20 protein-coding genes are annotated in these 19,934 nt (G+C 69.1%); 18 read left to right on the top strand and 2 right to left on the bottom strand.

Annotation, left to right across the window (positions count from 1 at the left end):
* Window positions 1–328: 328 nt before the first annotated feature.
* On the bottom strand, window positions 329–541 hold the full coding sequence (locus tag MEU52_RS21540) for a DUF1674 domain-containing protein (protein WP_238123938.1): 213 nt from the start codon (window positions 539–541) through the stop codon (window positions 329–331).
* Between the two features lie 151 nt (window positions 542–692).
* Here MEU52_RS21540 and secB point away from each other — a divergent pair, with 151 nt between their 5' ends.
* From secB to MEU52_RS21470, 15 genes are all read left to right on the top strand, one after another.
* A complete protein-coding gene (secB, locus tag MEU52_RS21535; protein WP_238123937.1) occupies window positions 693–1,175 on the top strand; it encodes a protein-export chaperone SecB in 483 nt (160 codons plus the stop codon).
* Between the two features lie 134 nt (window positions 1,176–1,309).
* Entirely contained in the window at window positions 1,310–2,911 is a 1,602-nt protein-coding gene (locus tag MEU52_RS21530; protein ID WP_238123936.1) for a sensor histidine kinase, read from the top strand.
* A complete protein-coding gene (locus MEU52_RS21525; protein ID WP_238123935.1) occupies window positions 2,908–3,603 on the top strand; it encodes a response regulator transcription factor in 696 nt (231 codons plus the stop codon). Before MEU52_RS21530 ends, MEU52_RS21525 begins: the two co-directional genes overlap by 4 nt.
* Before the next feature lie 196 nt (window positions 3,604–3,799).
* A complete protein-coding gene (gene pqqA, locus MEU52_RS22040; protein WP_443268014.1) occupies window positions 3,800–3,877 on the top strand; it encodes a pyrroloquinoline quinone precursor peptide PqqA in 78 nt (25 codons plus the stop codon).
* A 131-nt stretch (window positions 3,878–4,008) separates the two neighbouring features.
* Window positions 4,009–4,908 carry a pyrroloquinoline quinone biosynthesis protein PqqB gene (gene pqqB / locus MEU52_RS21520; RefSeq protein WP_238123934.1) on the top strand — a complete coding sequence of 300 codons (900 nt, stop codon included), beginning with the start codon at window positions 4,009–4,011 and terminating at the stop codon, window positions 4,906–4,908.
* A gap of 2 nt (window positions 4,909–4,910) precedes the next feature.
* A complete protein-coding gene (gene pqqC / locus MEU52_RS21515) occupies window positions 4,911–5,702 on the top strand; it encodes a pyrroloquinoline-quinone synthase PqqC (RefSeq protein ID WP_443268011.1) in 792 nt (263 codons plus the stop codon).
* Window positions 5,699–5,974 carry a pyrroloquinoline quinone biosynthesis peptide chaperone PqqD gene (gene pqqD, locus MEU52_RS21510; protein WP_238123933.1) on the top strand — a complete coding sequence of 92 codons (276 nt, stop codon included), beginning with the start codon at window positions 5,699–5,701 and terminating at the stop codon, window positions 5,972–5,974. Before pqqC ends, pqqD begins: the two co-directional genes overlap by 4 nt.
* On the top strand, window positions 5,971–7,122 hold the full coding sequence (gene pqqE, locus MEU52_RS21505) for a pyrroloquinoline quinone biosynthesis protein PqqE (RefSeq protein WP_238123932.1): 1,152 nt from the start codon (window positions 5,971–5,973) through the stop codon (window positions 7,120–7,122). Before pqqD ends, pqqE begins: the two co-directional genes overlap by 4 nt.
* On the top strand, window positions 7,119–7,835 hold the full coding sequence (locus MEU52_RS21500) for a hypothetical protein (RefSeq protein WP_238123931.1): 717 nt from the start codon (window positions 7,119–7,121) through the stop codon (window positions 7,833–7,835). Before pqqE ends, MEU52_RS21500 begins: the two co-directional genes overlap by 4 nt.
* Entirely contained in the window at window positions 7,825–8,178 is a 354-nt protein-coding gene (locus tag MEU52_RS21495) for a hypothetical protein (protein ID WP_238123930.1), read from the top strand. The genes MEU52_RS21500 and MEU52_RS21495 overlap by 11 nt, the downstream gene beginning before the upstream one ends.
* A gap of 429 nt (window positions 8,179–8,607) precedes the next feature.
* Entirely contained in the window at window positions 8,608–9,918 is a 1,311-nt protein-coding gene (locus MEU52_RS21490; protein ID WP_238123929.1) for a formylmethanofuran dehydrogenase, read from the top strand.
* On the top strand, window positions 9,915–11,570 hold the full coding sequence (locus tag MEU52_RS21485; RefSeq protein ID WP_238123928.1) for a formylmethanofuran dehydrogenase subunit A: 1,656 nt from the start codon (window positions 9,915–9,917) through the stop codon (window positions 11,568–11,570). The genes MEU52_RS21490 and MEU52_RS21485 overlap by 4 nt, the downstream gene beginning before the upstream one ends.
* Entirely contained in the window at window positions 11,567–12,508 is a 942-nt protein-coding gene (gene fhcD / locus MEU52_RS21480) for a formylmethanofuran--tetrahydromethanopterin N-formyltransferase (protein ID WP_238123927.1), read from the top strand. The genes MEU52_RS21485 and fhcD overlap by 4 nt, the downstream gene beginning before the upstream one ends.
* Window positions 12,505–13,311 carry a formylmethanofuran dehydrogenase subunit C gene (locus MEU52_RS21475; RefSeq protein ID WP_238123926.1) on the top strand — a complete coding sequence of 269 codons (807 nt, stop codon included), beginning with the start codon at window positions 12,505–12,507 and terminating at the stop codon, window positions 13,309–13,311. Before fhcD ends, MEU52_RS21475 begins: the two co-directional genes overlap by 4 nt.
* Window positions 13,312–13,365: 54 nt before the next feature.
* Window positions 13,366–13,794 (top strand): c-type cytochrome, encoded by a 429-nt coding sequence (locus tag MEU52_RS21470; protein ID WP_238123925.1) that lies wholly within the window; start codon window positions 13,366–13,368, stop codon window positions 13,792–13,794.
* A 114-nt stretch (window positions 13,795–13,908) separates the two neighbouring features.
* Here MEU52_RS21470 and argH read toward each other — a convergent pair whose 3' ends face one another.
* Complete coding sequence (gene argH / locus MEU52_RS21465; protein ID WP_238123924.1) at window positions 13,909–15,294, bottom strand: argininosuccinate lyase; 1,386 nt, start codon at window positions 15,292–15,294, stop codon at window positions 13,909–13,911.
* A 15-nt stretch (window positions 15,295–15,309) separates the two neighbouring features.
* Between argH and tlpA the strand changes: the two genes are divergently transcribed.
* The 3 genes from tlpA to MEU52_RS21450 all read left to right on the top strand — a co-directional run bounded on the left by tlpA (window position 15,310) and on the right by MEU52_RS21450 (window position 19,916).
* Complete coding sequence (tlpA, locus tag MEU52_RS21460) at window positions 15,310–16,095, top strand: thiol:disulfide interchange protein TlpA (RefSeq protein ID WP_238123923.1); 786 nt, start codon at window positions 15,310–15,312, stop codon at window positions 16,093–16,095.
* A gap of 401 nt (window positions 16,096–16,496) precedes the next feature.
* On the top strand, window positions 16,497–17,690 hold the full coding sequence (wecB, locus tag MEU52_RS21455) for a non-hydrolyzing UDP-N-acetylglucosamine 2-epimerase (RefSeq protein ID WP_238123922.1): 1,194 nt from the start codon (window positions 16,497–16,499) through the stop codon (window positions 17,688–17,690).
* A gap of 147 nt (window positions 17,691–17,837) precedes the next feature.
* Window positions 17,838–19,916 (top strand): cellulose biosynthesis cyclic di-GMP-binding regulatory protein BcsB, encoded by a 2,079-nt coding sequence (locus MEU52_RS21450; protein WP_238123921.1) that lies wholly within the window; start codon window positions 17,838–17,840, stop codon window positions 19,914–19,916.
* Window positions 19,917–19,934 lie beyond the last annotated feature (18 nt).

The raw sequence follows: 19,934 nt of genomic DNA, 5'->3' as shown, positions 1-19,934 counted from the left end.
AACCTCGTTGCCGTCGCCCACCAGCGCCTCACCCACCAGAACCTTGTCGATCTTGGCCATCGTTTCGTCCTCCCAAATGGAACCCGGGCGATGGCCGCCGGACCGGGCCGCGGGAGCCCAGCTCCCGCACGCACCGTCGCATCCATCACCAGGCTCGGGACGACCGCCTCCGGTTCATGCGGATAGCGGTCGGCTGCCGCTTACCCTTGTTGTCAGCGCCCGGCACACGCCGAGCCGGTTCACCGGATAGCTCGCGGAAACTACGCGACCCAACGGCCGCCAGCAAGATGCCCCGGGCGCGGCGGATGGCCCATTTGTTCCAGTCTGATCAGAAATCGCTGGCGATGCCGCCCACTTCCCAGTCGCCATAGCGCACCGGCTCCGGCCCGTCGCGGCCGTTGATCTCCTTGGGCAGCGGCGTGCGGGTGGCATCGGCCGCCTGGCGCCGGGCCTCGGCTTCGGCCAGCGCCCGCTTGGCGGCATCGCTGAGCGGCTTGCGCTGGGCCTCGGGGGCGGCGGGGCGCTGGGGCGCGTCGGTCATGGCAACCTCTCGGGTCTCGGGGCGTGATCTCTCACGCAATTTGGGCGCTGGCGGCCGCGTGCTCAACCTTGAACCACCGCTGCAAAGCATGGTAGCGAACCGCGCGCCTTCGGGCTCACTGTATCAAAGCCTGCAACCGATGGAGATGCGCATGGCGACGCAGAATGGCGGCCCCACCCCGAATCAGGCGCCGTCGCTGAACGTGCTCGCGCAATACACCAAGGATTTCTCGTTCGAGAATCCCAATGCGCCGCGCTCCCTGTCTGCGCCGCCGAGCCAGCCGGACGTGAATATCCAGATTCACGTCAACGCCAAGCCGGGCGGCAACGGTGATTTCGAGGTGGAGCTCAAGATCGAGGGTGGCGCCAAGGTCGGTGCCGATACCCTGTTCGCCTTCGAGCTCACCTATGCCGGCATCTTCCGGGTGCAGGGCGTGCCCGAGCAGAGCCTGCAGCCGGTGGTGCTCATCGAGTGCCCGCGCATCCTCTTCCCGTTCGCCCGTCAGATCATCGCCGACGCGGTGCGCAATGGCGGCTTCCCGCCGCTGATGATCGATCCGGTGGACTTCGCCGCGCTCTACCAGCAGCGCATGCAGGCCGAGGCGCAGAAGCTCGAGACCTCCGGCCAGGCCTGATCGGCTTCCAACGCCCGGGTCCACGGCCCGGGCGTTTTCATGTGGGGCCGGCGGCTTGACGATGGCCGGGTTGCCCCGCCACCGTGCCGCCTCGCCCGGCGGCGCTGCGCCCGCGGGCGTGGCGGAGCTGGGGCATGGCATCGATAAGGTTCAAGCTGGGTGCGCTGATCGCCGCCGTCGCCGCCCTGGCGGCCCTCGCGGCGGGTGGCGTGGTGGTGGCGGTGGGCGCGACCGATCGCGCCCTGGAGGCCGCCGTGGCTGCCCAGCGCCGCCTGGATCTCCTGACCGAAGCCTCGGCGCGCCTGTCTGAATTCGGCATCACGGCGGTCGCCGATGCGGGCTTTCCCAGCCCCGATCGCGCCCGGCTCGAAGCGGCCCGGGCGCGGGTGGTGGCGGTGCTGGAGATCGTCGCCACCGAAAGCTCCGAGGATCTGTCGCCCTCCGATGCGACGCGCCAGGGCCGGGCGCGATTCCTCGCCCATCTGAAAGCCGATTTCGCCCTTCTGGACCGCCAGATCGGTCTCGCTCTCGCCGATCCCGACGGGGCGCGGCGGTCCGACAAGGTGCGCGGCGCCCTCAATGCCTTCGCCGCCAGCGCCGGCCCGGTGCTCTCCCTGCTGGTGGAGGGGGAACGGCGCGCCGTCACCGAGGCGCGGGCGGAAGCGCGGGCCCTATCCCAACAGCTGAAGCTCGGCGCGGTGCTGCTGGCGGTCACCGTGCTGCTGGTGGCGCTGGTGCTTTATCGGGCCCTGGCCCGGCCGCTGCTCGACCGTTTGGCGCAGATCGACACCGCGGCCGCGGCCATCGGGCGCGGGGTGCTGGCGACCCGCCTCGCCATTGGCCCGCGGGACGAGCTCGGCCTGCTCATGGCGAAGTTCAACCGCATGGCAGAGCGCCTGGCGCGGCGCGAACGCCGGGTGGCGCAGGACCGCGCCGTGCTGGAGCGCACCGTGGCCGAACGCACCGCCGACCTCACCGCCGCCAATGACCGGCTTGCCGCCATCGATGCCTCGCGCCGGCGCTTCTTCGCCGATGTCAGCCACGAGTTGCGCACGCCGCTCACGGTCATCATCGGCGAATGCGACATCACCCAGCGTGCGCCCTCCATTCCCGAGGCGGTGGCCCGCGCCGTGTTCGCCACCATCCGCAAGCGGGCCGGCCGGCTGCATCGGCGCGTGGAGGATCTGCTGCGGGTGGCCCGCTCCGAAAGCGGCGAGATCGAGCTGGTGTTCCAGGATGTACCGATGGCGGCACTGGTGGCCGAGGCCATCGCCGCCTTCGAGACGCCGGCCCAGCGGCAGGGGGTGCGGCTGGCGGGCATGGTGGCCGACCCCGGCCTGCTGGTGCACGCCGATCGCGAATGGCTGCGGCAGGTGATCGAGGGCCTCATCGACAACGCCCTGCGCCACGGCGCGCCGCTGTCGATGATCACCGTGGATGCCCACGAAGCGCTGGGCGAGGTGTGCATCATGGTCGCGGACGATGGGCGCGGCATCCCCCCGGCGGCCCGCGCCGGCCTGTTCCAGCGCTTTGCTCGGGGCAGTGCCAGCGCCGCCCATTCCGGTTTCGGGCTCGGCCTGTCGCTGGCGGAATGGGTGGTGACGCAGCATGGCGGACGTATCACACTGGGGGACAATGACGACGGTGGCGACGTCCGCGCGGGGACCCGCGTGACGATCACGCTGCCGCGGCCCTTCGGCGCCGAGGCCGCCGGGGCGGGAGAGGAGACGACATGAACATTCTGGTGGTGGAGGACGACAGCGATATCGGCGCGATGCTGAGCCGCGGGCTCGTTGCCGAGGGGTTCGAGGTGCAGGTGGTGGGGCGCGCCGACGCGGCGCTCGATACCGCCCGGGCCTACAATCCCTGCGCTGTGGTGCTCGACATCATGCTGCCCGACGGTTCCGGCATCGATGTCTGCCGGGCGCTGCGGAACGCCGGGCATTCCGGCCCCATCCTGTTCCTCAGCGCCAAGGACGAGGTGGCTGACCGCGCCGAGGGCCTGGGCGCCGGCGCCGATGACTATATCGTGAAGCCGTTCGAATTCGGCGAGCTGGTGGCGCGGCTGCGAGCCCATCTCATGCACCGGCTGGGCGATGCCCACGACAAGCGGCTGACCGCCGGCCGGCTGGTGCTGGATCTCGCCAGCCGCCATGTGCTGTTCGGCGACATCCATGTGCGCCTGACCGAGCGGGAAGCGGAGCTGCTGGCGCTGCTGATGGCGACCCCGAACCGGCCGGTGGCGCGGGGCGACATCTTTGATCGCCTGTGGGCGAGCCAGGGCGGCGCCTCGCTCAATGTGGTGGATGTCTATGTGGGCTATCTGCGCAACAAGCTAGCGGCGGTGAGCCGCGCCGGCGGGCCTCAGGTGGCCACCGTGCGCGGACGCGGCTTCATGCTGGATCTGGTGGGCGCCGGCGCCCATTGAGCGGCCCTGTCCGGGCAAAACGGGCACTGCGGGGGGCGCGCTGCAACATCTTCCCGGTCGAGGGTGGTGAAAATTCCCCTTGCGGGTCGGCGAATGAAGGACAATATTTGAAGTCACTGTAATGAATGCTCATTACAGCTTGGTTCTTATGATTTTCTTATGAAAATCTGGAACTCAATTAATAGGAGGAAACATCATGCGTTGGCAGAAGCCCGAAGTGTGCGAAGTGTGCGTCGGCATGGAAGTCACCGCCTATCTGCCGGCCGACTTCTGAAAGCAGTGCGTGCCCGCATCCCGGAACGGGCGGGCAACGGCCCCTTTCACCCTTGCCGGTGATGCGGCGCGCGGCTCACGCGCAAGGTGCGTGCGCCCATGTCCCGCGCGGGGCTCGGCACGACCTCCCTCATGCAAGCCATTGTTCTTGGCTCTGCGGCCGGCGGCGGCGTTCCGCAATGGAATTGCCGCTGCCCAGTCTGCCGCCTCGCCTGGGCGGGTGATCCCCGGGTCACGCCGCGCACCCAATCTGCCCTGGCGGTGTCGGCCGATGGCGATCGCTGGCTGCTGCTAAATGCCTCGCCGGACCTGCGGGCGCAGATCGCCGCCACCCCGGCCCTGCATCCGCGTGCGGGCGAGCGCCATTCCCCTATCGCCGCCGTGCTGCTGACCAATGGCGACGTGGACCATATCGCCGGCCTCCTGACGTTACGGGAATCGCAGCCCTTCATCTTGTTCGGCACGGCCGAAACCCTAGCGCTGGTGGGCCAGAACCAGGTGTTCGACGTGGTGAACCCGGCCTTCGTGGAGCGGCGCCAGGTGGCGCTCGGCGCGCCGTTCTCGCCCCTGCCCGGCCTCACGCTGGAGATGTTCTCCGTGCCCGGCAAGGTGCCCCTGTGGCGCGAGGATGCGGGGCTCGTCCTCGGGGCCGAGACCGAGGGCACGGTGGGGGTCGTCATCACCTGCGCCGACAAGCGCCTCGTCTATATTCCCGGCTGCGCCGCCGTGACGGCGGAGGTACGGGCCCGCCTCGCCGGGGCCGATCTGCTGCTGTTCGACGGCACCCTCTTCCGCGACGATGAGATGATCCGCTCCGGCACCGGGGTGAAGACCGGCGCGCGCATGGGCCACCTCTCCATGTCGGGGCCCGGCGGCACCATGGCGCTGCTCGAGGATGTGCCGGTGAAGCGGCGGGCCTTCATCCATATCAACAACACCAATCCCGCCCTCGTGGATGGCTCACCGGAGCGCAGCGCGGTGGAGGCGGCGGGGTGGATCGTGACCCGCGACGGCATGGAGTTCTCGCTGTGAGCCTGCAATTCGACATCTCCCGCGAGCCGCTGCCGGCACCGGTCGACACCCCCTACACGCCGGAGGGGCTGGAGGCGGCGCTGCGGACGGTGGGCGCGCAGCGCTATCACAATCGCCACCCGTTTCATCAGCTGCTGCACTCGGGCGCGCTCAATCAGGATCAGGTGCGCGCCTGGGCGCTGAACCGCTATTGCTACCAGTCCGCCATTCCGCGCAAGGACGCGGCGCTCATGAGCCGCTGCGATGACCGGACCCTGCGCCGGGAGTGGCTGCACCGCATCACCGACCATGACGGTTTCGAGGCCGATCAAGGCGGCATCGAGCGCTGGCTGATCCTCACCGACGGCCTCGGTCTCGACCGGGATTACGTGGTGTCCAAGCAGGGCGCGCTGCCGGCCACCACATTCGCGGTGGAAGCCTATGTGCGCTTCGTGGCGGACCATTCCCTGCTGGAGGCGGTGGCCTCCTCGCTCACCGAGCTGTTCGCGCCCGGCATCCATGCCGAGCGCATCTCCGGCATGCTCACCCATTACGATTTCATCAACGAGACGGTAGTGGCCTATTTCCGCCGCCGGCTCGATCAGGCGCCGAAGGATGCGGATTTCGCCCTCGACTATGTGAAGGCGCATGCGCGCACGGTGGAGCAGCAGCGGGCGGTGCTGCGTGCCCTGACCTTCAAGACCGAGGTGCTGTGGGCGCAGCTGGACGCCCTCTATTTCGCCTATGTGGCGCCCGGCTGGCCGGCGCCGGGGGCCTGGGTGCCCGGTGTCGGCATGGCGGGGATGACCCCATGATCGCCGCCGAAACCGATGTGCCGCGCCTGCCGCGCGGAGTGAAGCTGAAATACGACGCGGTGCGCCAGCGCCATGTGCTGCTGGCGCCGGAACGGGCTTTCAACATCGACGCCATCGCCGCCGCCGTGCTGGCCCTGGTGGATGGCCAGCGCGACTGCGGCGCCATTGTCGATGCCCTGGCCGCGCAATATGACGAGAAGCGCGAGGTCATCGCCGGCGACGTTCTGGCCATGATCGGCGATCTGATCGCCCGCCGGGTGATCGAGCGATGAGCGCGCCGGCCCGCGCGCCGCAGGCCGCCGATCTGGTGGGCCATCCCATCGGCCTGCTGGCGGAGCTGACCCATCGCTGTCCGCTGCGCTGCCCCTATTGCTCCAACCCGCTGGAGCTGGAGCGGCGCGACGCCGAGCTCGACACCGCCACCTGGAAGCGGGTTCTGAGCGAGGCGGCGGCGCTTGGCGTGCTGCACATCCATCTGTCCGGTGGCGAACCCACCGCGCGGCCGGATCTGGTGGAACTCACCGCCCACTGCGCCCGCGAGGGGCTCTATTCCAACCTCATCACATCCGGCATCGGCCGTGCCGGCACCATGATCGACGCCTTGTACGACGCCGGCCTCGACCATGTGCAGCTCTCCGTGCAGGGCGCCACCGTCGACACCGCGGATCGCATCGGCGGTTATAAAGGCGGCCACGTGGCGAAACTCGCCTTTGCCCGGCGGGTGGTGGAACTGGGCCTGCCACTCACCCTCAACGCGGTGATCCACCGCGGCAACATCCACGAGGTGGAGGAGATCATCGCCCTCGCGGTGGCGCTCAAGGCCAAGCGGCTGGAGGTGGCGCACACCCAATACTATGGCTGGGCCTATGTGAACCGGGCGGCGCTGATGCCGGAGCGGGCGGAGGTGGACCGCTCCATCGCGCTGGTGGAAGAGGCCCGCCGGCGGCTCGAAGGCGTGCTCGTCATCGACATGGTGATTCCGGACTATTACGCCCGCTATCCAAAGCCCTGCACCGGCGGCTGGGGCCGCAAGACGCTGAACGTGACGCCCACCGGCAAGGTGCTGCCCTGCCATGCCTCGGAGAGCATCCCGGGGCTCGAATTCTGGACCGTGCGCGAGCATGGGCTCGCGGACATCTGGCGCCACAATCCGGCGTTCAACGCCTATCGCGGCACCGACTGGATGCCGGAACCGTGCCGCAGCTGCGAGCGGCGCGAGCTGGACTTCGGCGGCTGCCGCTGCCAGGCCATGGCGCTTCTGGGGGATGCCGCCGCCACCGATCCCGCCTGCTCGCGCTCCCCCTTCCACGCCCGCATGGAGGCCCTGGCCACCGCCGAGGCCGGCGGTGTCGCGCCCGACTACATCTATCGCACCATCGGCGGCGCCCCGGCGCCGCAGCCGGCGGAGACGCTGTCATGAGCCTTCTGCGTTCCCCTCGCCGCGCCGGACGGCGTGCCGCGCTGCCGGTTGCCGCGTTTCTGCTGGCGGCGGGCCTCGTCGCCGCGCCGGCGTTCTCGGTGCTGCAGGCCGCCGAAACCGCGGCGCCGGCGGCGGCGACGCTGCTGTTCGAGGCGCCGCAGCTCGCTGGCACCACGCCGGGCCAGACGCTGCGCTACGACTACCACCGCAAGATGGCCAATGCCGACCTCGGCCCCAGCTATGACGATCGCATCACCCTGCAGATCGAGCCCGCCGCCGAGGCGCCGCCCGGCGCGCGCACCGTGAAGGTGGACTTCTTCGGCCCCGAGCGGCACCGCGCCGCCGGTCCGTTCGAGGGAGTGAACGGCAATCCCGTGCTGGTGCTGTTCCTGGAGCATCATGTGGGCGACCTGTCGGGCCTGCTGAAAGGCAACCCGCGCTATTTCAAGAACGCCATCCGTGCCGCCCTGCGGGACAAGGCGGAGGTGAGCCCGCTGCAGATCACCCGCGGCGGCCACACCTATGCGGGCTGGCAGGTGAAGGTGGCGCCGTTTGCCGGCGATCCCAATGCCAAGCGCATGCGCGGCCTGGAGGCCCTGACCTACACGTTCGACGTGGCCCCGGAGCTGCCGGGCGCCATCGCCCGCATCGCGGTCACCGCCGACGTCCCCGAGGGGCGCTTGTGGGAGGAGGCATTGAGCTATGAGCCATAGAGCTTTTGCACGCATCGCTGTGGTGGCGCTGGCGCTGGCGCCGGTGGGAGTCTCGGCCGCCGAGACCAGTGATTATCCCACCGAGGCGCGGGTGGATTATGTGCTGGCCTGCATGGGCGCCAACGGCCAGACGCGCGATGCCATGACCCGCTGCGCCTGCTCGGTGGATACACTGGCTTCAGTGCTTCCCTATGACCGCTACATTCAGGCCGAGACCATCCTGTCCATGCGCCAGGGGCTGGGGCAGGGCGCGTCCATGTTTCGCAGCGTGAAGATGTATGACGACATCATCGCCGATCTGCGCCGCGCCCAGGCCGAGGCCGAGGTGCGGTGCTTTAAGTAATTCCGGCGATCGGCGTGCAATTGAAGGCGGGAGAACGGGGGCGCGGCGCACCCAATTCCCGTGGACGCGGGGGATGTGCCTGCCGCCGGGTTTCGCAACGCACAACAATTGCTCGCATCTGCCGCACAGCTGACGGGTTTTCAAGTCCCGATGGGCTGTGTTAGCTTCCTTCTCAAGAACAGACGCATGGCGCACGAAGCCGTTCCTCAGAAGAGGCGGAGCTACGAAGCGCACTGCAACGACAAGCGGGCAACCGCCGCGGCGTCTTGATCGGGTCCTTAAATTCCCATCCAGGCAGTGCCATGGCCATATCCCGTTTCGTTGCCCCACCCGTAGTGTCGGGTTCTTTCCTGCAGTTTCAGCATGGGACCAGTGCCTGCGCGGCCGCGGTCGCCCCGGCTTCCCGCGCGCTGTCCGCACGGTGACATCATGACAAGTGACGACGAGTCCCGCGACGATGCAGATCGCATCGTGACGGACGTGGTCTGCGGTTTTTGCGGCCTCGGCTGTGACGATCTCGAAGTGGCCGTGTCCGGCCGCGCCATCCGTCCCATCAAGGCGTGCGCCGAGGCGGCGCGCCTGCTCGCCCGGCCGGATCAGCCGCCGCCGGCGCCGCGGGTGGGCGGCCAGGAGACCACCCTTGCGGAGGCCGCGGCCGCCGCCGGGCGCCATCTGCGCGGCAGCCGCGCCGCCGCCTTCAGTGGCCTCGGCGCCGACCTCGACGGCCTGCGCCGGGTGTTCGACATCGCCATGACCTGCGGCGCCAGCTTCGATCACGAGGCCTCCGGCGGCCTGTTCGCCAATCTGGAGCGGCTGGGACGGCGCGGCTGGATCGCCACCACCGTCGCCGAGGTGCGCAACCGGTGCGATCTCCTGGTGGTGTTCGGACCCGATCCGACCCTCAGCTTCGGCCATGTGTTCGAGCGCCTGCTGCCGTCGGCTGCCGGTGACGCGGATGCCGCGCCGCTGTTCGTCGCCGGTCGCCGGCGCCGTGTGGTGATCATCGGCGGCGCGCTTTCCGAAGCCGCGCGGCGGGCGCTGGCCGGTCAGGAGGTGGTGGAAATCCCGGTGCCGACCGATCAGGTGGCGCTGGCGGCCCAGGCGCTCACCGCCCTGCTCGCCGGCCGCGCCGTGGCCGACCTGCCGGAACTGGATGGTATCGCGCCGGCGCTGGTGGCGCTGGTGGAGCCGCTGAAGGCGGCGGCCTATTCGGTGTTCGTCTGGAATGCGGGAGTGCTCTCCACGCGGGACGCCGCCACCGTGGCGGAAGCCGCAGCCGGCGCCGTGGACGTGCTCAGCGTCACCACCCGCGCGGCGGTGTTTCCGCTCGGCGGGCGGGACAACATCACCGGTGCCCATCAGGCGGCGCTGTGGCGGTTCGGCTATCCCCTGCGCACCAGCGTCGGCGGCGGCACCGCCCGCCATGCCCCGGATCGCTACGCCACCGCGACCGCGTTGAAGGATGCGGACCTGCTGCTGCATGTGAGCGCGTTCCGCCCCGGTGCCCCGGCGGATTTCGAACGGGGCCCGGTGATCGCCCTCGCCCATCCCGACACGGTGTTCACCCGCGAGCCGGATGTGTTCATTCCGGTGGGCACGCCGGGGGTGGACCACTTCGGCCACGTGTTCCGCATGGATTCCGTGGTCTGCCTGCCCCTCGCTCCCCTACGTAACGCCGAGCTGCCCAGCGTGGCTGCGGCTGCGGAAGCCATTCTCGACAGCCTGCGGAGGGCGGCATGACCACACGCATCACCGGCGGGCGGGTGTTCGACCCCGCCAACGGCGTGGTGGACGCGCCGCGCGACATCGTCATCTCCGATGGCCGCATCATCGCCGCAGACGGCCCCTCCGGGGCCAATGACGAGATCATCGACGCCTCGGGCTGCGTGGTTCTGGCCGGCGGCATCGATCTGCACACCCACATCGCCGGCGGCAAGGTGAACCTCGGCCGCCTGTTGATGAACGACGACCGGGCGCGATTCCCGGAGCCGTTCGGCGGCATGATGTGCGGCTGCGGCGGCGGGCGCGCCGCGCCCACCACCCATGCCACCGGCTGCCGCTATTCGCAGATGGGCTACACCGCCGCCTTCGAGCCGGCGGTGGTGGGGGCCAATGCCCGCCACGCCCATCTGGAGATGGGCGACATCCCGAACCTCGACACCGGCGGCTTCCTGGTGCTGGGCAATGACGATTTCCTGCTGCGGATGATCGCCGAGGGGGACGGCCAGCAGGCGGTGAACGACTATGTGGCCTGGATGCTCAAAGCCACCCAGTGCTGCGCCATCAAGATCGTCAATCCGGGCGGCATCAACGCCTTCAAGTTCAACGGCCGGGCTCTCGACCTGGATGAAACCGGCCCCCATTACGGCCTCACGCCCCGGCGTATCCTCAACACCCTGCAGCGGGCGGTGACGGAACTGGGCGTGCCCCATCCGATCCATCTGCACGGCTGCAATCTCGGCGTGCCGGGCAATGTGAAGACCACGCTGGCCACCATCGGCGCCACCGAGGGCTTCCCGCTACACCTCACCCACATCCAGTTCCATTCCTATGGAACGGAGGGCGACCGGCGCTTCTCTTCCGGCGCGGTGGAGATCGCCGAGGCGGTGAACGCCAATCCCCACATCTCCATTGATGTGGGGCAGATCATGTTCGGCCAGACGGTGACCGCCTCGGCCGACCTGATGTCGCAATATCGCAACCATGGCATCGCCGATCCCAAGAAGTGGATCGGCATGGACATCGAGATGGATGCGGCCTGCGGCGTGGTGCCGTTCAATTATCGCGACACCTCGTTCGTCAACGCCCTGCAATGGGCCATCGGGCTGGAGCTGTTCCTGCTGGTGGAAGATCCCTGGCGGGTCTACCTCACCACCGATCATCCCAATGGCGGGCCGTTCACCTCCTATCCGCACCTCATCCGGCTGCTGATGGACAAGCCGTTCCGCGATGCCCACCTGGAGCGCATCCACAAGGCGGCCCGCGCCCATACCCGGCTCGCGGAGATTTCCCGCGAATACACGCTGGAGGAGATCGCGGTGGTGACCCGGGCGGCGCCGGCCCGCACCCTCGGCCTCAAGGATCGTGGCCATCTCGGCCCCGGCGCCCGTGCCGACGTGGTGCTGTACGTGGAGCAGCCCGACCGCGAGGCCATGTTCGCCGCGCCCCGCCTGGTGCTGAAGGATGGCGACATCGTCGTGCGCGATGGCGAGGTGGTGGCGCTCAAGAAGGGGCGCACGTTCGCGGTGCATCCGCCCTCTGACCCGCTCATGGACAAGCGCCTGGAGCGCTGGTTCGACGAGGCGGTGGGGCTCAAATCGAGCCATTTCCAGATTGCCGATGGCGAGATCCGCGACGGCGAAGGGCCTGAGCTGGTGGAGACCCAGCCATGAAGATCAATGGTGTGGAGATCCGCGACAGCTTCGCGGAAGCCTTTCCCATGGCGGGCACCCGCCTCATCATCACCGCCGACACGCCGCGCTGGGCGCGCACCGCTGCCACCAGCATGACCGGCTTCGCCACTTCGGTGATCGGCTGCGGCTGCGAGGCTGCCATCGAACGGGAGCTGGCCCCCAGCGAGACCCCGGACGGGCGGCCCGGCATCAGCGTGCTCATCTTCGCCATGTCTTTGAAAGACCTGAAGAAGATCGTGCCGCTGCGGGTCGGCCAATGCGTGCTCACCTCGCCCACCTCGGCCTGCTATGCCGGGCTTCAGGGCGGCCCGGCCATCCCTATCGGCCGGGCCCTGCGTTATTTCGGCGATGGCCACCAGGTGTCAAAGAAGATCGAGGATCAGCGCATCTGGCGGGTGCCGGTGATGGAGGGCGAATTCGTCTGTGACGAGATCTCCGGCTCGGTGACCTCGGCGGTGGGCGGCGGCAACTTCCTCATTCTCGCCCGCGACCGGCCTGCGGCCCTGGCGGCGGCGGAGGCGGCGGTGGATGCCATGGCCCAGGTGGAAGGCGCTGTTCTGCCGTTCCCCGGCGGCGTGGTGCGCTCGGGCTCCAAGGTCGGCTCCAAATATGCGGGGCTGATCGCCTCCAGCAACGACGCCTATTGCCCGACCCTGCGGGGCCTCGTGCCCTCGGCTCTGCCGCCGGAAGTGGGCAGCGTGATGGAGATCGTCATCGACGGCCTCGGCGAAGCGGAGGTGGCGGCCAGTATGCGCGCGGGCATCGCCGCAGTGTGCGAACTTGGCGCCGACGCCGGGGTGGTGGCGGTGGATGCCGGCAATTACGGCGGCAATCTCGGCCCGTTCCATTTCAAGCTCCGGGCGCTGATGGCGCCGGCCGGGCTTGCAAAAGAAACCCTGGAAGGGGGGCAGGCATGAGCGGCTATCGGCTGAAGCTGCGGGCGCCGCTCGACGCCCGCCTGGATCTCACCGGCATCACCCCGGCGGCCCTCGCCGGCCTGAGCAGTGATGCGGTGGCGCGCAAGGATGTGTTCCTCGGGGCCCAGCGGGTGGCCCTGGGTGAGCTGTTCGAGGTGAGCTCGGGCGCGTCTGACGCCCTGGTGGTGAGCGGCGATCCGCGTCTCGATGGCGTCGGCGCCGATCTCGGCGCGGGTGAGATCCTGGTGGAGGGCCCGGTGGGCGCCGATGCCGGGGCCCGCATGACGGGTGGTCGCCTGGTGGTGCGCGGCGATGCCGGCGACGGCCTCGCCGCCGGTCTGGTGGCCGGTCGCATCGAGGTCGCGGGCGATGCCGGTGCCGGGCTTGGCAGCGCCCTGCCCGGTGAGCGGCTGGGCATGCGCGGCGGTGTGGTTCAGGTCGGCGGCAATGCGGGCCTCCGCCTCGCCGAGCGGCTGCGCGGCGGGCTGGTGCTGGTGGCCGGTGATGCGGGCGCCGGCGCAGCGACCGATCTCATCGCCGGCACCGTCGCTATAGCCGGCCGCCTGGGGCCCGATGCCGGGCGCGGCATGCGGCGCGGCTCGCTGCTGCTGGCCCAGGCGCCTGCATCTCTGGCGCCGGGTTTCGCCGACACCGGCAGCCACGACCTCGTGGCACTGCTGCTGATGGCGCGCCGGGTGCCGGAGCTGGCGGCCCTGTTCGGCGGCGGCGTGTCCGGCCGCGCCCAAAGATTTGCCGGCAACCGATTGGTGGGCGGCGAAGGCGAAATACTGCTGCTGCAGTGAGCTGCGGCTAGCGCAACACGAGCCGGTCCAAACCGGCCAGAAGGAGGAAGCCCGATGAGAGTGACTTTTGCGCGCGTCGTTGCGGCCGGCACCCTGGCGGTGCTGCTCGCCGGCGCCGGTTCGGCCCGGGCGGAGGATGCCGCGGGCACCGGTGACCCCGCCAAGGGTGAGGTGGTGTTCAAGAAATGCATGGCCTGCCATGCCATTGGCCCCGGAGCCAAGACCAAGGTCGGCCCGCCGCTCAATGGCATCGTCGGCGCCAAATGGGCGCACTTCGAGGGCTATCCTTATTCCGAGGACATCAAGTCCGGTGCCGCCGCCGGCAAGGTCTGGGACCTGGCCACGCTCGACAATTATATCACCAACCCCAAAGTGCTGGCACCCAAGGGAAAAATGGCCTTCGCCGGAGTCAAGAACGACACCGAACGGGCCAACCTGATCGCTTTCCTGGCGCAGTTCGACGCTGAGGGAAACAAGAAATAGCATCCGTTCGCCGGAGAGGTCGCCGGCGAACGGTTGAGGTTTGCCATTCACGTCGCGAGGGGGTCGTGGCGTGATAACCTGAGGCGGCAAAGTGAAAAACTTTGCCGCCTATTTTTATTCGCCGGCGAGCTGCTTCAGCCAACGTTCCGCCTGCGCCCGCACCCGCTCCGGCGCCGTGCCACCATAGCTCATGCGGCTATCCACCGAGCGTTCCACCGACAGGACGGAATAGACGTCGTCGGTGATGCGGGCATCCACCGCCTTCATGTCAGCCAGCGGCACGTGATCCAGCGCCAGCCCCTTGTCGGCGGCGAGACCGACGATGCGGCCGGTAATATGGTGCGCTTCGCGGAACGGGATGTTGAGCGCCCGCACCAGCCAGTCGGCCAGGTCCGTGGCGGTGGAGTAGCCCTGGCCGGCAGCGGCCTTCATGCGGTCGGCGTCGGGGGTGAGATCACGCACCATGCCGGCGCTCGCGGCGATCACCAGAGACAGCGCGGACAGAGCGTCGAAGGCACCTTCCTTGTCCTCCTGCATGTCCTTGGCATAGGCCAGAGGCAGGCCCTTCATGACCACCAGGATACCGGTGAGGGCGCCGATGATGCGGCCGGCCTTGGCCCGCACCAGCTCCGCCGCATCGGGATTACGCTTCTGCGGCATGATCGAGGAGCCGGTGGTGAAGGCATCCGAGAGCTTGACGAGGGCGAACGAGGGGGAGGTCCAGATCACCACCTCCTCGGCGAAGCGGGAGAGGTGCACGGCGCAGATGGAGGCGGCCGACAGGGTCTCCATCACAAAGTCGCGATCCGACACGCCGTCGAGGGAATTGGCAGTGGGCCGGGCGAAGCCGAGGGCAGCGGCGGTGGCCTCGCGGTCGATGGGGAAGGAGGTGCCGGCCAGCGCCGCCGAGCCCAAGGGGCACTCGTTGAGGCGGGCGCGGGCATCCTTCAGCCGGCCGCGGTCGCGGTTCATCATCTCCACATAGGCCATCAGATGGTGGCCGAAGGTGACCGGCTGGGCGGTCTGCAGGTGGGTGAAGCCGGGCATCACCGTGGCGGCGTGGGCGAGCGCCTTCTCGGCCAGCGCCAGCTGCAGATCGGCCAGCTGGGCGTCGAGGGCGTCGATGGTGTCGCGCATATACAGGCGGAAGTCGGTGGCCACCTGGTCGTTGCGGGAGCGGGCGGTGTGCAGGCGGCCGGCACTGGCGCCGATCAGCTCGGCGAGCCGGGACTCCACATTCATATGGATGTCCTCCAGCTCGCGGCGGAAGCTGAAGTTGCCGGCCTCGATCTCTGACAGGATCGTGTCTAGACCGTCCTGGATCTTCTGGGCATCGTCGCCAGCGATGATGCCCTGGGTGGCGAGCATGGCCGCATGGGCCTTGGAGCCGGCGATGTCCTGCGCGTAAAGACGCTGATCGAAGCCGATGGAGGCGTTGATCTCCTCCATGATGGCATCGGGGGCGGAGGTGAAGCGCCCGCCCCACATCTTGTTGCTCATGACGGATCTCCGGTGATGACCAAACCTGAACAGGCGTCCCCCGATACCGAAAGCCGGAACGGGGCTGTTCCGGCGGCTCAGGGCGGCGCTTCCGCGCGGCGCGCGTCGGCCCGGCGGACCATCGGCCTGGTGGCTCTGGCGACGCTGGCGGGCGCCGCGGCCGGCGCGCTCGCCCTATACGGGATGAACCACCTCTCCGGCAATGCACCCGTGGCGCAGAGCAGCGCTGAACCGGCCGCGACCGCCACCGGCCCGATCCCCGACACGGCGACCGCGGACTGCGCCGCCAGCGTAGTGCGGGCCCGCGGCCTCGACGGGCTGGCCAAGGGCGAGCTGGCGGCTCTCAAGCTGGCCACCGAGCCGCGCCGGCTGCCGAACCTCACCTTCACCGACGCCAAGGGAGTGAGCGGCAGCCTCGAGGATTTCAAGGGACGCATCGTCCTGGTCAATCTGTGGGCCACATGGTGCGTGCCCTGCCGCAAGGAAATGCCGGAGCTGGATCATCTCGAGCAGGTTCTCGGCGGGCCGGATTTCGAGGTGGTGGCCATCAATCTCGACACCCGCGACCCGGACAAGGCGCAGCGCTTTCTTGCCGAAATCCAGGTTCGCCACCTGCGCTTCTTCGCCGATCCGCAAACCCGCAGCTTCCAGGCGCTGCGGAGCGTCGGCCGCGGCTTCGGCCTGCCCACCACTTTGCTGGTGGACCGCAACGGCTGCGAGTTGGGTTTTCTGGCCGGACCCGCCGCGTGGGGGAGTCCCGAGGCGCAGGCCCTGGTGAAGGCTGCGGTTGCCGGCCGCTAAGGGGGCACCGAAACGGACCCCGATGCCTCAGCGGCCCGTGAGGTATTAAGATAACGCTGCGTGTGCGGCGCCGGGCCGCGGCGCGGCGACATTCCGCGGCGGTGATCCCGAGGCTGTAGGACAGCCGGCACGGATCCACGCCGAACCCCATAAACCATTGGTTTACCTTAACGTTGCGTAACCTTTTGTGGCACGCCTCGCTTAAGGTTCTGGAAGCGGTTGCACCTGCAGGATGGGATTACCACACGTTTACGGTATCATCGTGCGGCGCAAAATTAGTCATAGATTCATCATTGGCTTGCGCCCTCGACAAATTGGCGACACAAAAAGCTGGGCCCGCAGGTCTTGACACCGGCGGCCGCCTTGGTCTTGTCCGCGTCGAATCAGCATTGGCGGTCCCTTTGAGAATTCTGTCCGTTTTCGGCACGCGCCCCGAGGCGATCAAGATGGCCCCGCTGGTCAAGGTACTGGCAGCGGAGCCGGGCTTGACGGCGCGCGTGTGCGTCACCGGCCAGCACCGCGAGATGCTGGACCAGGTGCTGCGGCTGTTCGACATCACCCCCGACTTCGACCTCAAGCTCATGGCCAGCAACCAGGGCCTCAACGGCTTGGCCAGCGCCGCCCTTGCCGCCCTCGACCCGGTGCTGGAGGCGGAGCGCCCCGATCGGGTGCTGGTGCATGGAGATACCACCACGGCCATGGCCGCCGCCCTCGCCGCCTTTCATCGTCGCATTCCGGTCGGCCATGTGGAGGCGGGCCTGCGCACCTATCACCTCGACCAGCCGTTCCCGGAGGAGATGAACCGCCGGGTGGTGGATGTGGCGAGCGACCTGCTGTTCGCCCCCACCGCCCGCTCCCGCGCCAATCTCGAGAGCGAGCAGCTGGAAGGCCGCATCATCATCACCGGCAACACGGTGATCGACGCCCTGCAGGAGACCCAGCGCCGCATCGCCGCCGACCCGGCGCTGCGGGCGGAGCTCGATCGCCCGTTCGCCGGGCTGGACGCCGCCAAGCGGATCATCCTCGTCACCGGCCATCGCCGCGAGAATTTCGGCGCCGGCTTCCTGCACATCTGCCAGGCGCTGGCCGACCTGTCGCAGCGGCCGGATGTGGAGATCGTCTATCCGGTGCACCTCAATCCCAACGTGCGCGGGCCGGTGCATGAGGCGCTGTCCGGCCGGGCCAACGTGCACCTCATCGCACCACTCGATTATCTGCCGTTCCAGCGGCTCATGCAGCGGGCCCACCTGGTGCTCACCGATTCCGGTGGCGTGCAGGAAGAGGCGCCCGCCCTCGGCAAGCCGGTGCTTGTCATGCGTGATGTGACCGAGCGCCCGGAGGCTGTCGACGCCGGCACCGTGCAACTGGTGGGCACCGGCCGGGCCGCCATCGTCGCGGCGGTCAGCCGCCTGCTGGACGATCCTGAGGCTTATGCCCGCTTCGCCAACCGCGTGAATCCCTATGGCGACGGCGCCGCGTGCCGCCGGATCGTCGACACCCTTCTCGGCCGTCCGGTCGAAGAGTTCACCCCCGCGTTTTCATCCGTTCTGCAGCGGTCCAAGCCGGCCGCTGCACCGCAACCCACCGCATCGTGAGAGAATGACATGACACCTCATCCCGCACGTCGCGCGGCTTGCGCAATCCCCGCAGGGCTGGTCGCCTTGACCTTGCTCAGTTCCGCGGCCTTTGCACAAACCGCAGATCCCCTCATCTCCGCCCTCCAGGAGCGCGCGCAGGATCAGATGGTGACCCGCGAGGTCACCCTCACCGATCTCGGCGTCGACGCGCCCGTGGTGTTCCAGGGCATGGATGCCCGGCGCGACATTTATGTTCCCGTTCCCGCGGGCGTGCCCCTGTCCGATGCCCGGTTCGTGGTCGATGCGGATTATCTGCGCGGCGACGGCGGCCGGACCACCATGGTGGTCTCGGTGGACGGCAATCCGGTGTTCTCCCGGCGGCTCGAAGGCGAGCAGGGCACGGCCAACACCACCGTCGACGTGAGCGGTAAGCCGCGTCCCTCCGGCTTCCTGCGGTTCGGCATCGCCTGGTCGTCGGTGATCGGCGAGGACCTGTGCTCGGACGAGCGGGCCATCGGCAATGTGCTGAAGCTGCTGCCGACCAGCCACCTCATCTATTCCTACAACGCCTCCTACGTGCGCGACCTGTCCACCGCGTGGAGCGCCATGCCCGGCGCCGGCTCGGTGCTGGTGGCCGGCGGTACGCTGGCCAAGGAGAGCTTCGACACCGCCTGGCGGCTCGGCCTCGCGGTGGAGAATGCCGGCAAGCGCATCGTCGTGAAGACCCTGCCCAGCGTGGGTGACGAGGTGGACGTGTCCGGCCTCGACGTGCCCGCCAGCCTGCGGGTCATCGCCCCCTTCTCCAATTTCGTCGGCGCCAACACCTATCGCCTGCGCGACCAGGCCGAGGTGGGCGCCCTGCTGCTGCTGCCGTCGTCGCCCATCGGCGCCGACATCGTGGTGGCCGATCCGATCCTGCTGAGCCAGATCCGCAGCGCCCTCGATGCCCTGGCGGGCCGCATGGGCGGGCCGGCCATGGCGGCGTTCAACGACTGGCGCAGCAAGTCGGCCAGCCTCGGCAACGCGGTGGTGGCCACCGACGAGCTCAGCCTGCAGACGCTGGCGGGCCGTCCGGTGATCGCCGTCGGCGCCGGCGCCGGCGCCAAGGCCGCCCAGCTGTTCGACAGCTTCTGGCGCGGCTCCATCTCAGCCGGCAACGTCACCGTGCGCTCGGTGGATGCCAAGCCGACCCCGCGGGATAGCATCCCGCTGTCGACCTTCGGCAATGCGGCCGGCAACCTGGAGGTTCTGGCGCGTGGCGACTGGGTGGTGAATTTCGACCTCGCCGCCGCCACCGGTGGCACCAGCCTGCCCAACCGCGTGAACCTCGACGTGGCCGCCGCGCCCGGCGCCTCCACCACCGAGCCGGTGGCGGCGGTGTTCCTGAACGACGTGCTGCTGGCCGCCAAGCGTCTCGACGCCACGGGCCATCCCGAGCACCTCTCGGCGGCCATCCCGGTCTATGCGCTCGGCGCTCGCAACACCCTGCGGGTGACCTTCCAGCGCCAGCCGGTGAGCGACCGGTGCCGCGAGACCCCGCAGGCCTTCCCGGTGGCGGTCCTGCCCTCGTCCAACCTGGAGCTGGGCGGCTCGGTGTCCGGCGCCGACTTCCTCGGCGTGATCTCGGCCATGGCCGGCGGCGGCCGTGTGGTCATTCCCGACACCTACCTCTCCACGGCCCGCGACAGCGTGGTGCGGGTGGTGCGGGCGGCCGCTGCCGCCGGTGTGCCCCCGGGCACCGCCTCCACCCTCGACGTCAACCCGCCCGGGATGCCCTTCAAGGTGAGCGGCTCGTTCCTCGGCCTCGACGTGCCGGCCCAGGGCGCCGACCTCAAGGCCCATGTGGAGGGCGACCGGGTGATCGTCGGCAATGACGAGAAGGCCCGCATCCTCGACATCACCGGCCTCAAGAACGTGGCGCTGGTGCAGGCCGTGCATGCCGATGGCAGCCGCGGCATCCTGTGGCAGAGCATCGGCCCCAAGCCGATGACGCCGCAGAAGGCGGTGCGGCTGTCGCGCGGTGACGTGGCCATCGTCGGCGTGGACGGCACCTTGATCGAGGTGTCGGCCTCCGGCGCCGCGCCCGGCACCGTCCGCGTGCCGGAGACCGAGGGCGCGGTGGCGACCCTGCAGCGCCTGTGGCAGAATTCCGCCGAATGGGGCCTGCCCCTCGGCGTGGGTGCCGCCGCGGTGTTCTTCCTGCTGCTGATGCGCGCTTCCTACGTGCGGCGTCGGGGTAACTGAGCCCTCGGAGGACTGCCA

Source organism: Xanthobacter sp. NM-25 (assembly GCF_022138605.1).
In the GTDB taxonomy this organism is placed as follows: Bacteria; Pseudomonadota; Alphaproteobacteria; order Rhizobiales; family Xanthobacteraceae; genus Xanthobacter.
Note: the sequence above shows the minus strand (reverse complement) of the source record. Positions and strands in the feature narration are given on the sequence as shown.